The organism is Acinetobacter sp. CIP 101966, assembly GCF_000369725.1.
Lineage (GTDB): Bacteria > Pseudomonadota > Gammaproteobacteria > Pseudomonadales > Moraxellaceae > Acinetobacter > Acinetobacter lwoffii_Q.
The window spans coordinates 866,611-881,489 of sequence record NZ_KB850160.1 but is presented as its reverse complement, the minus strand read 5'-3'; the positions used below and the strand labels follow the sequence as shown (position 1 = coordinate 881,489).

Annotated in this window: 16 protein-coding genes and 1 tRNA gene; 10 read left to right on the top strand and 7 right to left on the bottom strand. The window is 41.0% G+C overall.

The features are described from left to right. Positions 1-108 precede the first annotated feature (108 nt). From rpsB to F891_RS10310, 3 genes are all read left to right on the top strand, one after another. On the top strand, positions 109-855 hold the full coding sequence (gene rpsB / locus F891_RS10320; RefSeq protein WP_004279050.1) for a 30S ribosomal protein S2: 747 nt from the start codon (positions 109-111) through the stop codon (positions 853-855). Positions 856-997: 142 nt separating this feature from the next. Next, positions 998-1,873 (top strand): translation elongation factor Ts, encoded by an 876-nt coding sequence (gene tsf / locus F891_RS10315; RefSeq protein ID WP_004279049.1) that lies wholly within the window; start codon positions 998-1,000, stop codon positions 1,871-1,873. Positions 1,874-2,018: 145 nt separating this feature from the next. Further along, entirely contained in the window at positions 2,019-2,519 is a 501-nt protein-coding gene (locus tag F891_RS10310) for a DUF3465 domain-containing protein (RefSeq protein WP_034439586.1), read from the top strand. 33 nt (positions 2,520-2,552) lie between these two features. Here the strand turns inward: F891_RS10310 and F891_RS10305 are convergent, their stop codons facing one another. The 7 genes from F891_RS10305 to F891_RS10275 form a co-directional block, all read right to left on the bottom strand. Beyond that, positions 2,553-3,008 (bottom strand): Mpo1 family 2-hydroxy fatty acid dioxygenase, encoded by a 456-nt coding sequence (locus F891_RS10305; protein WP_004731650.1) that lies wholly within the window; start codon positions 3,006-3,008, stop codon positions 2,553-2,555. Between the two features lie 241 nt (positions 3,009-3,249). Then, the gene (locus F891_RS10300) at positions 3,250-3,864 is read right to left on the bottom strand and encodes a septal ring lytic transglycosylase RlpA family protein (protein ID WP_004279046.1); all 615 of its coding nucleotides are present in this window, start codon (positions 3,862-3,864) and stop codon (positions 3,250-3,252) included. Between the two features lie 288 nt (positions 3,865-4,152). After that, positions 4,153-5,154: a lytic murein transglycosylase B gene (gene mltB, locus F891_RS10295; protein WP_004731648.1), complete on the bottom strand. Its 1,002-nt coding sequence runs from the start codon at positions 5,152-5,154 to the stop codon at positions 4,153-4,155. A 289-nt stretch (positions 5,155-5,443) separates the two neighbouring features. Beyond that, positions 5,444-6,097, bottom strand: coding sequence for a hypothetical protein (locus F891_RS10290; RefSeq protein ID WP_004279043.1), 654 nt, complete (start codon positions 6,095-6,097; stop codon positions 5,444-5,446). A gap of 19 nt (positions 6,098-6,116) precedes the next feature. Continuing rightward, positions 6,117-6,932, bottom strand: a complete 816-nt coding sequence (gene queF, locus F891_RS10285) for an NADPH-dependent 7-cyano-7-deazaguanine reductase QueF (protein WP_004279042.1) — start codon at positions 6,930-6,932, stop codon at positions 6,117-6,119. Beyond that, a complete protein-coding gene (locus F891_RS10280) occupies positions 6,932-7,705 on the bottom strand; it encodes an ABC transporter permease (protein ID WP_004279041.1) in 774 nt (257 codons plus the stop codon). Before F891_RS10280 ends, queF begins: the two co-directional genes overlap by 1 nt. Further along, positions 7,702-8,637, bottom strand: coding sequence for an ABC transporter ATP-binding protein (locus F891_RS10275; RefSeq protein WP_005103790.1), 936 nt, complete (start codon positions 8,635-8,637; stop codon positions 7,702-7,704). Before F891_RS10275 ends, F891_RS10280 begins: the two co-directional genes overlap by 4 nt. 190 nt (positions 8,638-8,827) lie before the next feature. On the opposite strand from F891_RS10275, the gene F891_RS10270 reads away from it, so the two are divergent. The 7 genes from F891_RS10270 (at position 8,828) to F891_RS10245 (ending at position 14,533) form a co-directional block, all read left to right on the top strand. Continuing rightward, a tRNA-Arg gene (locus F891_RS10270) sits at positions 8,828-8,903 on the top strand. Between the two features lie 168 nt (positions 8,904-9,071). Beyond that, on the top strand, positions 9,072-10,397 hold the full coding sequence (locus F891_RS10265; RefSeq protein WP_005263456.1) for a tyrosine-type recombinase/integrase: 1,326 nt from the start codon (positions 9,072-9,074) through the stop codon (positions 10,395-10,397). A 149-nt stretch (positions 10,398-10,546) separates the two neighbouring features. After that, positions 10,547-11,353 (top strand): hypothetical protein, encoded by an 807-nt coding sequence (locus tag F891_RS10260; RefSeq protein WP_005263455.1) that lies wholly within the window; start codon positions 10,547-10,549, stop codon positions 11,351-11,353. A gap of 67 nt (positions 11,354-11,420) precedes the next feature. Next, positions 11,421-11,636 carry a transcriptional regulator gene (locus tag F891_RS10255; RefSeq protein ID WP_034439583.1) on the top strand — a complete coding sequence of 72 codons (216 nt, stop codon included), beginning with the start codon at positions 11,421-11,423 and terminating at the stop codon, positions 11,634-11,636. Positions 11,637-11,638: 2 nt separating this feature from the next. Continuing rightward, positions 11,639-11,848 carry a helix-turn-helix domain-containing protein gene (locus F891_RS10250; RefSeq protein ID WP_005263452.1) on the top strand — a complete coding sequence of 70 codons (210 nt, stop codon included), beginning with the start codon at positions 11,639-11,641 and terminating at the stop codon, positions 11,846-11,848. An 11-nt stretch (positions 11,849-11,859) separates the two neighbouring features. Further along, positions 11,860-12,207 (top strand): hypothetical protein, encoded by a 348-nt coding sequence (locus F891_RS18310; RefSeq protein WP_415867433.1) that lies wholly within the window; start codon positions 11,860-11,862, stop codon positions 12,205-12,207. Between the two features lie 76 nt (positions 12,208-12,283). Then, complete coding sequence (locus tag F891_RS10245) at positions 12,284-14,533, top strand: YfjI family protein (protein ID WP_005263450.1); 2,250 nt, start codon at positions 12,284-12,286, stop codon at positions 14,531-14,533. Positions 14,534-14,879 lie beyond the last annotated feature (346 nt).

Sequence of the window (14,879 nt, the reverse complement as noted above, 5' to 3'; positions counted from 1 at the left end):
CGATGAGGCAAAAAAATCCGCACATATATCGACACATTACTCTGGGTGCCCTTTAGGGTGGAGAATGCGGGTATATGGAGGCCTAACCCAAACTTTAAGGTAAAGAAAATGGCAGATTACAACGTAAGCATGCGCGACCTTCTTCAAGCTGGCGCGCACTTTGGTCACCAAACTCGTTTCTGGAATCCAAAGATGCGTGATTACATCTTTGGTGCGCGTAACAAAATTCACATCATCAACCTTGAGCACACTGTTCCTGCGTTAAATGATGCTTTGAACTTTGCTAACAACTTGGCTAGCAAAAAGAACAAAGTTTTGTTCGTTGGTACTAAACGTGCAGCTTCTGCGATCATCCGTGAACAAGCTCAACGCGCTGGTCAACCATATGTAGATCACCGCTGGTTAGGTGGTATGTTGACGAACTGGAAAACACTTCGCCAATCTATCAACCGTTTAAAAGACCTTCAAACTCAATCTCAAGACGGTACTTTCGCTAAGCTGACTAAACGTGAAGCTCTAGAGCGTACTCGTGAGATGGAAAAACTTGAGCGTGGCTTAGGCGGCGTTAAAAACATGGGTGGTTTACCTGACGCATTATTCGTAATCGACGTTGATCACGAAGCGATTGCAATCAAAGAAGCGAAGAACCTTGGTATTCCTGTAATCGGTATCGTTGATACAAACTCTAACCCAGACAACGTAGACTACGTTATCCCGGGTAACGATGATGCGATCCGTGCAGTAACACTTTATGCTTCTGCTATGGCTGATGCGATTCTTGCTGGTAAAGAATATGCTCAATCACAAGCAAATGCACAAGCTAAAGCAGAAGAAGCTCCAGCTTCTGAGGCTTAATGCGTTTGACGCTAGCTTGTCATTTTTGCGACATGTGATGGTGGCAAAGTAAGCGTTATGTATGCAGGCGGCCCATGAGAACTCCTCTGGGCCGTTTCTGTTCTAAAAAGAATTCATTTTCTACCGAATTTAGGAGATAAACATGACTGCAGTTACAGCAAGCATGGTTAAAGAATTGCGCGATCGTACTGGTCTTGCAATGATGGAATGTAAAAAAGCTTTGACAGAAGCGGGCGGCGACGTTGAACTAGCGATCGACAACCTACGTAAATCTGGTCAAGCTAAAGCTGCTAAAAAAGCAGGTAACATTGCTGCTGACGGCGCAATCACAATTGCTCAAGACGGCAACAAAGCACTTCTTCTAGAAGTTAACTGTCAAACTGACTTCGTTGCAAAAGACGAAAACTTTGCTGGTTTCTCTGCGAAAGTTGCTGCTGCTGCACTTGCTGCAAACGTAACTGATCCTGCTCAAATCGCTGAATTGAAACTAGAAGATGGTGCAACTGTTGAAGAAGCGCGTATCGCTCTTGTTCAAAAGATCGGTGAAAACATCCAAGTACGTCGTGCGAAAATTGTTGAAGGCGAAAACCTTGCAGTTTACAAACACGGTCTTAAAATCGGTGTTGTTGTTTCTTACACGGGTGATGAAGCTACAGGTAAAGGCTTGGCAATGCACGTTGCTGCGTTCAACCCAGTTGCTGTAAATGCTGAAGGCGTTTCTGCTGAGCTTATCGCGAAAGAGAAAGAAATTGCTGAAGCGAAAGCACTTGAATCTGGCAAGCCAGCAAATATCGTTGAGAAGATGGTTGTAGGTTCTGTTGAGAAATACTTGAATGAAGTTGTGCTTGAGCGTCAAATGTACGTAATCGACAACGACAAGAAAGTTGCAGACGTTCTTAAAGCAACTGGTACTACAGTTGCAAACTTCGTTCGTTTCGAAGTTGGTGAAGGCATTGAGAAAAAAGCAGAAATGAGCTTCGCTGAAGAAGTTGCTGCTGCTCAAGCTGCTGCAAAATAATTCCTTGGGAATTAGAAAAAGCCCTATCTGATTGATGGGGCTTTTTTATGTTGATTTATTCTTCATCAGCAATTCAAGAATAGGATTTGGGTTTGGTGATAGAGCTCAGATCATGTATTCATCATTTAATAAAAAAGTTATAAAAATGCCAAATAAAACCAATCTGAGCATCGGTGCAGTCATTGCACTGTTGATTGCTGCTTATCTGGGCCTGGATCTACAACAATCCCAACCACTTATTCCATCCGCATCTGATACTACAATTGAAACGCTTGATTCAGAGCCTAACTTAGTACCGTCTCAAAAGACTGATGATCTGGATCGAATTGCACGGGCGTTTCAACATCGCCAGAGTGATGTACAGGTTCGTTCAAGCGGGCAGGTGGTTGCTGTTTTACCAGATGATCATGAAGGATCGCGTCATCAAAAGTTTATCCTCGAGTTACCAAATGGCCAAACTATACTGGTTGCACATAATATCGATCTGGCACCGCGTATTCAGAATATTCAAAAACAGGATCAGGTCGAGTTTTATGGAGAATATGAATACAGTGACAACGGTGGGGTGATTCACTGGACGCATCATGACCCTGCACGAAAACATGTCGCTGGCTGGTTAAAACATCAAGGAAGAACCTATCAATAAGGTTCTTCTGATTGGATAAATCGAATATAGCGTTTAAATGCTCATAATTGCGCTGTTATGGCGTGATTTCCAGTTCGGTAGGATTTTACCTAAATAGGCATCCATGCACCAAATTGGGCCAATGAGGAGGAATTGGAGGTCTTTGAAGAATGAAGGCTTTTTACCTTCCACTTTGTGCCCATAAAATTGGCCAATCCAGGCCAAGGCAAACAGGGCAATAAAGAAACCGGTACCGACTGGCAGAATCCAGATGAGCCAGGCCATGACCAAAGTCAACGTAGCCATCGCTACTGCCAAAACAAGATCTAGGCGTGCATAGAAGATAAAAGCCAAAACCAGTAGCAGGGTAGTCAGCAAAGCGCTGAAATGCGCCAGAATGCCAATAATCGAAAAATAGATGGTCGGTACGCAAACCCAGTGAATCAGCTTGTTGGTTTTATTTTGATGGCTGTCGCTATATTCATCAAACCATTCAGATATTGTTTTCATTCTTCGCTCCATTCCATGAACATGTTTTTGCTTATCTGGAAATATAAAGCAGAATCCGGATATGGTCAAAAGTTAATCATGCAAGCGAGCGAATTTTATCAGGCAGGATGAGCCTACCAAAATTTTCTTGAAAGAACTTTAAGATAGGGCTGAGCAGGAGCGTTTATATTCTTCTAGAAAATGAGCACAATAAAAAAGCCACATTGCTGTGGCTTTTGTTAAATGTGTTGCAGGTCAAATCTTAAGAATTTGGACCAGCGACACGTTCAATACTGACTTTTGCAGTACCTGCACTGGTAATACCCAACTGTTTCGCAGCACCGTAAGATAAATCAACAACACGGTTACCATGGAAAGGACCGCGGTCATTTACTTTAACCACGACGCTCTTGCCATTATTACGGTTGGTTACGCGAATATAGCAGTTCAATGGCAGGCTACGATGAGCAGCTGTCATTGCGTTCATGTCAAAGGTTTCACCGCTTGCGGTTTTACGGCCGTGGAATTGACGACCATACCAAGACGCTGTACCTGTCTGACTGAATTTACGTACAGTATTAGAAGCCACTGTATTCAGTTTTTCAATCACTGAAGGCTCTTCTGCAGGAAGTTCAATTTTCGCTGCAATGGTTTCACGGCGAACTTTATCGCCAGAACGCTCAGTGATTGAAAGGCTGTTCAAATTTGTGAAATTTGAATTGAAGCTTTGAGCTTCTTTATTGAGTACTCGCGTTGCAAGACGCGAATTATCATTTTCATTGGTGAATGAAGATGACGGAACCATATCTGCCTGCGATTGCGTCAGCGTGACGATCGTGGCAATGGCCATAAAAGACTTCAAAATTGAAGAATGCATCGAATCAACTCCTAACAGCATATCTATTGGTTGTTCATAAATGGCTGAAAAACCATGTAAACATGCCTGATATTTAACTTATGCAACTACATTTAACGAAATGGATAATATTCATGTCGGCAATACCCTGTCTAGTGTTTAATTAAAATAGTTAAAAAAAGAACGCAAAATAAACAATTATTGATCAAAAAATAATCAATATTGTAACGTAATATTAAAATTGCTTAAAATACGCACAAATTAATCCATAAAAATGTTGACTTTCATAATTTGTATTAATTTTTAGTGTTAACGGCTGGTAATTTCGGTACCTAATAACCACAAAGCAGTGGCATACATACGGCTGCGATTATAGGTGGTAATCACTTGAAAATTTGGATAAGTGATGTAGTAAATCGAGCCATAATTTTCTTGTAATTGAATTACATTAACCAGATCCAGATCGTCAATTTTTACGATTGGATTCATTGGGCTGATGCCTTGCGTTTTTAACACACCATAGGGGGTAGGTTGAGTCAGATCCTTGGCAATCACGGTATCTGGATTTGAACCGGTATAACGTGCCGGAAAGGCAATGGGCTGATTACGCTGCCAGCCATGCTGTGCCAGATAGTTGGCAATCGAACCAATCGCATCTACCGCTGAGTTACGCAGGTCAATATGACCATTGCCATCGTAGTCCACGCCGAATTTTGGAATGTTGCTCGGCATAAACTGCGGATAGCCAACAGCGCCGGCATACGAACCCACCACAGAAGAGGTGGCAACCCCATCTCTATACGACCAGGCAATTAAAGCAGCCAGTTCATCCTGAAAATACTGGGCACGACGTTCATAGCCAAACCCTAAGGTTGCTAGGGCATCACGAGTGACAAAAGAGCCCTTGTTGCTACCAAAACCGGTTTCTACACCTAAAATGCCCAGAATGATCGCCTGTGGTACACCAAACTGCTGTTCAGCACGGTTAAGCGTTTCTGCATATTGCTGTTTAAAACGTACGCCGCGCTGAATGGTAGATTCAGCTAAGAAGTTAGTCTTATACGAATACCAAGGCTTACTTTCACCTGGGCGATTCATGATATTGATGATATTGGGCAGGTTACGCGTCCCACTCATGGCAGAATCTACTTGCTGGGCACTTAGCCCATAGCTCTGCATGGCATTCTGCTTAAAAGCGGCATAAGAAGGGTGATATTGGAAATCGTTGGCCAGACTCAAACTGCTGAGACCAAATGCGGTAAGTGCGATTGAAAGCTGCTTAAACTTTTTATAAAAATCCGATTTCAACATCTTGCTACGATTTCCAGTTTTTTTGATGAGTTGCTGGCGATGTCATTTGAATCATGCCATGAAAAAGATTGATAAAATTTTTTCAATCGTGAGGCTTAAAGTGCCAGATTAAAGATAACATTCGGATGAATAAGAGACCTAGCCGCTTATACAAAAATAGCGATGGATTGGCTATTTTTACGGCAGTTTGTCTTATAGAGTCGCTTATCTGTAACAAGCTATTTCACTGATCATAAAAAAGCCTGACCGAAGTCAGGCTAATTCCTCAAGATTTGTAGAAAATCTTGAACTATTCTGTATAGAACAAAGTGTCGTGATATTCGGCCATGGCGCGCAGCTCATCTTTATTCAAATTCAGAATGATTTTATCTGCTGCCATATTGATGGCCTTGATCACTGCAGATGCGCCAATATCTGCTGCCTTGCGTTTGATCATGCCAAGATCCAGGGTTTTATTAAAGTCGACCATAAAATGTCGTACTGTCGCTTCACCAAATTGCTTGTACAGGTTGCTGAACGCTTGTTTATCAATAGTCTGACCGGCTTTAAGTTCTGCGTAATGATGTTTTAAATTCGTCACCAGACTGGCATCCAGTGATTCACCAATGCGTAAATGTCCTTCAGGATCTTTAAACAGACTGCGCTCAGAGAATGCAATTGACTCTCTGACCACATCGTTCGGCGCTTTACTCAATAGCTGCTTCAGTAAAACCGCAACAGTCGACTTGATATAGCCAGCCAGTTTTTCCGCAGTATCACGTTTATCGCTGGCAGGAAAGCGACGCACCAGCTCGGTAAGAATCGCATCAATAATTTCATCATTAATCATTAATGCGGTTTTATCACGCAATGGGTAAAGCGGCTCACTTGAATTTTTGTTTTTTTGTGCAGTCTGAATTGTATTTAAAAGCTCTGCAGAAGGAATAAACCCAAAAAATGGCATTGTTCAACCTCAATGTTTTTTATTGTCGCGCTAAACGAATAGGGCGAGGCATCCATGTTAAATCCGATACACGGCAAGGGTTGATATCCAATCCACCACGGCGTGTATAGGTTGCGTAGACCATCAGCTTTTCCGGTTTCAGTTGCTGCCAGATATCGGCAAACATCTGCTCCACACATTGTTCGTGGAACCCATTATGCTGACGGTAGGAAATAATATAAGCTAAAATACTCTTATAACAAGGTTTTTTACCTTGATAACGTATAAAAACTGTTCCCCAGTCCGGCTGGCCAGTGACTGGGCAGTTACTTCTGAGTAAATGTGAATACAGCTGGATTTCACCTTCTGCTGCATCATCCGAATCCAAAGCCAATAAACTGGCATCTGGATGATTTTCTAGGCGCTCAGGTGTCAGCTCGTCAATGCAGATGCCTTCCGGCTTGCTGATCTCTAATTCATCGACCTGAAACAATTGCAGTTTAACTTCAGCTTCAGCCGCAGCAGATAAATCTTTTTCGACCGTCGTGATAAAGGCATCTTGAGATTCAAACTTGGCAAAATTCAGGCTATTGAAATACAGTTTTAAGGATTTGGATTCAATCAGATTCGGCGAAGACGCTGGCAAGCTAATGCGGCCAATAGCCACTTGCGGCACACCGGTTGAATTTAACCAGGAAATTTCAAATACATGCCACCAGTCTGCACCTTGCTGAATCGCTTCGACATGTGCGTATTGTTCACGGGCAGGCGCGCGCGAAATCGGAAACAGAACATCAGGCTGATATTCTGTCGGGTAATTGGTGTCTTTACCAAGGAGAGATTGTTCTACACTCATTATTCACGCATTCCTGAACCACGGGAGAGTAAATGATAGGCCACTGCATACAGCACGGCACAACATAAGGTAATTACTGTCAGTGAAATGGCGACATTGACATCGCTATGCCCTAAAATGCCATAGCGGAAAGCATTCACCATATACACGACAGGATTAATTAAAGATAAATTTTGCCAGAATGGGCTTAAGCTCGAAATAGCATAAAATACACCACCCAAATAGGTCAGTGGCGTTAACACAAAAGTCGGGATAATCGAGATATCATCGAAAGATTTGGCATAGACGGCATTGATAAAACCACCCAAGGAAAACAGCAGGGAAGTAATCAAGACTGTATATATAGTCACAAACCAGTTGGTGATGTATAAATCGGCAAAAAATAAGCTCACTGCACTGACAATGATCGCAACCAGTATCCCACGAATCACACCGCCCAATACATGACCCCATAAAATGGCATGCATCGGTACCGGACTCATGATCAGTTCTTCAATACTTTTCTGGAATTTTGAGCTGAAGAAGCTAGACGAGACGTTGGCATAGCTGTTGGTGATCACGGCCATCATAATCAGACCGGGCACAATGAACTCCATATAACTATAGCCGCCCATTTCTCCAATGCGTGAGCCGACCAGATTACCAAAAATCACAAAGTACAGGCTCATGGTAATTGCAGGTGGCAACAGGGTCTGTGGCCAGATGCGCATAAAGCGACGGACTTCTTTATAGATAATGGTATATAAAGCTACGCTGAGTTGATTAATGTTCATTGCGCAGCTCCATCCAGATTTTTCTCGACCATTTTCACAAAAAGTTCTTCCAGACGATTGGATTTATTGCGCATACTGCGTACCTGAATATTCTGTGATTCCAGTAACTGGAACAGATCATTCATGGTATGTGCCTTGTCCATGGTAATTTCTAAGGTCATCGGATCGATCAGGTTAAATCGCACGCCGATGATATCCAGATGCAAAGGTTCAATCGGTTCGGCCAGATCAAAAATAAACGATTCTTCATTGAGCTGACTTAGGAAGCTTTTCATGGTGGTGTCTTCTTTAATCACACCGCGATCGATAATCGCAATGCGGCGACACAGCATTTCCGCTTCTTCTAGATAATGCGTGGTCAGAATGATAGAGGTGCCTTTTTCATTCATCTCGTTTAAAAATTCCCACATCGAACGACGCAGCTCGATATCAACACCAGCCGTCGGTTCATCCAGAATTAGCAGTTTCGGTTCGTGCATCATGGCGCGCGCAATCATCAGGCGACGTTTCATCCCGCCGGATAACATGCGGGCCTGAGTGGAACGCTTTTCCCATAAACCCAGTTTGGTCAGATAAAGCTCCGCCCGTTCCTGTGCAATTTTTTTAGGAATGCCGTAATAGCCTGCCTGAGTCACCAAAATATCGAAGGTTTTTTCAAACTGGGCAAAGTTGAATTCCTGAGGCACCACACCTAGACACTGTTTGGCCTGAGAGGGGTGGGTATCCAGATTATGACCAAAAATTTCGACTGTACCGGATGTTTTTTTTGTTAATGAACTGATAATACCGATGGTGGTAGATTTTCCTGCGCCGTTAGGACCCAGTAGCGCATAAAATTCACCTTCTGGTACATTTAAGTTAATTCCTTTCAATGCCTGAAAGCCATTGTGATAGGTCTTTGACAAATCCCTTAAGATCAGTGCATCAGTCATGAATATCTCAAATGGTGAAAAGTTGAGATATTGTGAGTGATCTCGCAAAATAAGCCAAGTGATTCACATATAATTCTGTGTTGCTGTTTTGGAACATTGTATAAAGCTTAAGCATAAAAATGATGAAGTTAGAGATAGTTGCTTTACCTTATGCTTTTTTTTGTTATGATGTGCGCGATCCAAAAAAGATGCGCTCATAGCTCAACTGGATAGAGTACAGGTCTCCGAAGCCTGTGGCGTGGGTTCGAGTCCCGCTGAGCGCACCAAATCAATAGCAGAGCATACAAGAACATGGCTCTTAACCCTTTAAATACAAGGGTTTATATAAAAACATAGCAGAACATAACAAAATAAATAAGGATATAGTTGCAAGTTATAAGGATATATATGAGGATATATTCGATTCTATTGACTTTTATATCCTTATTCCGACTATGGCTAAGCACATCACACCGCTCTCAGATTCCAAATGCACAAGCGCCAAGCCACAAGATAAAGATTATTCTTTATACGATGGACAGGGCTTAATTCTGTTTGTACGAAAAAGTGGCACTAAGGTATGGCGATATAAATATAAAAAAGCAAATGGCAAAGATGGATTGATGACTTTGGGTAATTTCCCCGCATTAAGCCTAAAGTCAGCAAGGGATAAACGCCGTAAATATGAAAAACTACTGGCACAAGGTACAGATCCCATCGAATATGAAGAAATCCAAAAATATAAAAAGGACAATTCATTTAGTTTTGAAGCGATAGCCCGCGACTGGCATAAGGAATATAGTAATACAGGCAGATGGATACCCGATACCGCAAACAAAGCATTAAGAAACTTAGAGGACTATGTATTCCCCTTGATCGGGAACAATTCTATTGATGAAGTGAAGCCAAAAGATTTAGTTATGGTTTTGCGGTCAATTGAGGAAAAAGGATTTACAGAGGTACTCAAGAAAACAAGGCAGAGATTTAGCGCCATTTTTGCTTATGCAATCTCAAGAGGTTTATTAGAAGAAAACCCATCCTATTTTTTAAAGGACGTATTTGTTAAGACCAACAAGGCGAAGCACTACCCGCAGTTGCCACTTGAACGACTGCCTGAGCTACTGCAAAGATTAAGTAATGATACTGGCTATCCATTAACACGATTATGTACGGCGTTTACATTACATACTTTTGCACGTTCCAGTGAGGTGCGTTTTGCTCGCTGGACTGAGTTCGACCTTAAAAAGGGGATATGGACGATACCACCAGAGCGGGAATTAATAGAAGGGCAGAAGTTTTCTAATCGTGGTGCAAAAATGAAAACTGAACACCTGATACCTTTATCGCCTCAAGTCGTTTCAATTCTTAATGAGATTCATATCTACAGTCATATGACTAAAAATGTCTTTCCTAAGAATGGCGACCCTCAAGGCTTTATCAGTGAAACAACAATCAATAATACTTTGCGCCGTTTAGGTTATGACACGGATAACGAGATATGCGGGCATGGTTTTAGGGGGATGGCTTGTTCTGCCTTGGTACAAAGCACACTATTCCAAACAGAAGCAGTAGAGAAGCAAATGAGCCATCAAGAACGTGACCAAGTACGTTTAGCTTATACGCATCAAGCCGAATACTTAGAAGAACGGAAAGCTATGCTGAATTGGTGGAGTGATTACTTAGAGGCAAATCAGCACAGCTTTATAAGTCCTTATGACTTCACTCAGCAGCTTTTAAGCAATGATGTAATCAATTTTAAATATGCAAAATTGGCTAAGTGACAAGACTTTTCGCAGTAATGCCAATAGATACAAAAATATAGTTTTATATCGTTTATATTCAGTTTGCTAAGTCTAGGTTTGCTCCCGAAAGTCGGATACCCAATTCGATTGGCTTAGCTATTTTTTTTGGGTGCGCCGTGGGAGGCAAAATGAGTAAATATACAGACTTTAAATCAATCGAACTTGTTATAGATAAAAGTAATCCTTATGTGAAAATTTGTAAGGAATTAATAGATGATAGTAGATTGAAACTTTCATATTTAGTCGCTCTAACAGGACTAAAAGAAGTCGAATTATTACGATATTTTTGTTGGATCGGTGGGTATGGGTTAGCCGAGTGTGTGGTTACCGATGATGATTATGATAATGAGGTTAAACAGGTAATAAATGCAGCACATCAAGATGCCCAGGGAGCATTTAAGGAGTTCAATAAAGTATCAAAAATAGTTTTTACCTGGGATCAAGCTACCACTTTAGCTGTAGGAATTACATCTATTGAATTCGTTCTTAGTGAAATTGCTGTAGATAGAGAATCAAGAACTTGGAGGGAGGCTGAACAATACGAAAACTTTAAACAAATAATTAAAGTTATAACAACAGCCAATTTTTTGATTGGTCTTGCCATAAGCGATATTTCTGAAACAAAAGCCAAGAACCAGATTAAAAAAATGGCATCTACTGGAGGTAAGGCAAAAGCTAGTAATTACAATACAAAAATGGATCCAATCTTTGAGGAAATTTTTCTTCTTTTTCAAGAAGGAGATCCACGAACTGGTAAAAAGTGGAGATTTAAAAGTGTATGTGCAAAGTATTTTATTAAAGAGTTTTACTTAAAAAATCCTAAAACTGATATTGATTTAGATACTAAAAAGTTGGTTGAAGAAATTACTAAGCGCTTAAATGACCTTTCTGCTAGTAAAAAGGTCACTTTGCTAGCTGATCGGTATCTTTGCTAGCAGGCTTGCACAAACTAATTAGAATAAAATTGATACTTAGCCATATTATTTCATGTATGGCTTTTTTATGACTACTTCACCTATCCGCATTAAATTCAAAACAGTTTGTGAGCTACTAGATATAAGCCGTGAATCATTACGTCATATTGTGCGTAATGATGCTTCTTTCCCAAGACCGATAAAAGAGGGGGATACTAAACAAAGTCCAGTATATTTTGACTATGCTGAGCTTATAGAGTGGCATAACAATAAAAAGCAAAGCCTCGCAGTATTGGAGGTTTGAGCATGACTACTAATACCCAATTAGAGCAAGTTTTAGACCATTTGAAACAATTCAAAACCATTACACCAATCGAAGCATTAGAGAGATACGGATGCTTTCGTTTAAGCGATATCATTCTGCGTTTACGCAAAGCTGGCTATGACATTGTGACCCTTCGTGAGCGCAATAAGTCGGGCATTGGCAGACATGCACGTTATCAACTTATCAAGTAGGTGGTAGCATGATGAAAAGTATATTTTTGGACTTGCTCAAGGGTGTATTTATAGGCATATGCTTTATTGTATTTTGCATTTTTATTGCAACGTACAGCAGTTCTGTTTATTCTAATACCGTTCACCCTCATGGTGAACTAGCTTTGGTCGGCTATAAAAGTAACATAGGCGCACAGTCCGAAAGGGCTTTTTTTGTGCGTAATATCTCTATGCGCTCGCATGTTATGGCGGAGCTGGAGAGGGACACCTTCGGGTGTGCAGGTTCCCTATGTTGCCTGTCGACCAACCCTTTTCAGCTTTGCCACCCTCACTTGGTCGTGACTGGCAAGGCTTCTATTAAAAACATAGGAGCGCATTAATCATGCCTAAATCCATCTCAAATAAAACCGCTCAAAACCATTTAGAAAATTCTGTGATAAATGTAGGGGGTATAGCATGAATGCAAAACTCCCTTGTGATAAAACTGCAATCGTTTTGGCAGTAAGTACCGATCCAGTGTCAGGCTTTAAAACCGAATATCATTCGCTTGAAGATTTTATAAAAGGCTGTATTGATGAACAGAGCTTTAAAGTAAAGCCTGAGAGCTTTATTTGTTATGAATTACCACAATATAACTGTGAAGGATGCATAGCACTCCCTTATGTGAATCCTCAGCAATTGGATGAAATTGTAGGCTACGCAATCAGAGGCATTGCAAAAAAATACGATACAAATCAGATACCACACAAAGAAATTGATTCTCAGAAAGTATCTTTTTGGATTGGTAAAGCTGGAGTGTTTGCAAGCAATACAAATAAAAAATATATGTCTTATGTATTGGGTACTGACGATATAAATTTATTTGTAAAACTTGCGAAGGCTGGAGAGGCCATTGTATTTCATGAGGATATTGATGCAGCGTATCAGATTATAAACAATGGTATGCCTGAAACAATATTTAGAATGTTAATAGGAAAAAAACCTCCTAGAAATAATACTGATTTATTTATCCATACGGATCAGGATTTTAAAAAATTAAGTCCAAATTCTATCAAGGCATTCTTATCTGAAAAAAAGCAGCAAATCATAGAATCAATTGAATTTGATTCTCTTGAGCAACATCCAAAAAATGAACCAGCCAAGCAACTACAAGACCCTAGCCAGTGGGGTAAATGGAAAGAGCCGAAAGAAATTAAGGCAGAACTCTCTCCTGTGGCACCGCTCACGAAAGAAATGCTTCCTTATGACTTGGACGAATACGTCAGAGACGAAGCGAACCGAGCCGACAATATGCCGCCTGATTTTGTAGCAGTATGCACACTAGTTGCATTGTGCTCTGTGGTGGGCGCGCGAGTTGGGATTAAGCCAAAGCAGTTCGATGATTGGACAGTAATTCCAAACTTGTGGGGCGGTATTATTGCGCCACCATCTAGCAAAAAATCTCCTGCTTTTAATGCTGGCACGTATGCGCTAGACAGGCTTGTTGTAAATGCAAGAAAGGATTATGACGAAGCGCTGAAAGAATATGAAATATCATCATTAGTGAAGGAATCCAGCATAAAAGCCTTGAAGGATAAGTTAAAAGATGCTGGCAAAAAGGCAGATAAAGAAAAACAAAATCAGATCGCCAGTGAACTAAGAGAGCTGCAAGACGAAGCCACAGGCGAGCCAATTTTAAAGCGCTACAAGACTAATGACGCTAGCCCCGAAGCGTTGGCGGAACTTGAAAAACTTAACCCGAACGGCATTCTTGTGTGCCGTGATGAATTGGTCGGGCTTTTATCCTCACTAGATAAAAATGATAGTGATTCAGGCCGAGCATTTTATCTTGAAGGGTGGAATGGAAATAAGCCGTATGAGTTTGACAGAATTATGAGAGGAAACGGATTTATTGAGAATCATTGTTTATCGGTCTTGGGTGGAATCCAGCCTGACAAGCTAGTGGCCTACCTTGAGCCAAGCATTAAAGGAATGGGCAATGATGGCTTGTTACAGCGCTTCCAGCTACTCGTTTATCCTGACACAAATAATTGGGCATACCGTGACGAAACCCCCAACAAAGACGCACGTAAAGCGGTCTTTGAGCTATTCCAATCGTTAGACAATCTCACTACTAACGCAATTGTGCAGATTGGTGCCAAACCTGCGGATGAATATAACCCCCGACCATATTTCAGATTCAGTGAGGATGCTCAGGAACTATTCATTGCATGGACTACCCATCTACACAGTGAAGTTATAGCAAGTGAGGAACATCCAATCATCATCCAACACTTAGATAAATACGGAAAATTAATGCCAGCACTGGCTTTGATATTCCATCTTATTGATGGCGTACAGATGGGGCATGTTGGTGATGTAAGTAAGCGCTGTGCTGAGATGGCTATCGAGTGGTGTAACTATCTCGAAACTCACGCTAGGCGCATTTACGGTCTTGTTCTCCAGAGCACAACCATGAAAGCAGGCACATTGTGTCAGAAGCTAAAAAATCTCAAAGATGACGATTGGCGTGTTAAGGGTTTTACCCCAAGACAGGTACAACAAAAGAACTGGAAAAGTCTAACAAATGCCGATGCGGTTAGTGATGCTTTGGATATTTTGGTAGATAGTAATTGGCTAACGCTAGAGGAGATAGAGCCGACTGTTAAAGGTGGCAGACCATCAAAGCGCTATTGGATTAATCCTAGAATTTTTGAAAACACCTAAAACCTACACTACAAAACCTACGAAACCTCATTTTTAGTTTTGTAAATCATGCTAATCCATCATCAGAAACCAGTATTTATTTTTTCAAACGTGCCAAAAATCACACTACAAAACCTACGAAACAATCTTTTTATCAGTTTTGTAGGTTCTGTAGTGTCACTGGGGGGTATTTTAGAAAATATTATCCAACAAGAATGCCGTATTTTATATATATGCAATATCCTGAATTTACTTTGAGCAAAGCAGAAATACTTTATTTTTATTGGCATAAACTACCAAGAAAAAGGCTCAAGACGAGCCTTTTTTAATGCCTATCGTTTACGCCGTATATTACTAATATAAAACA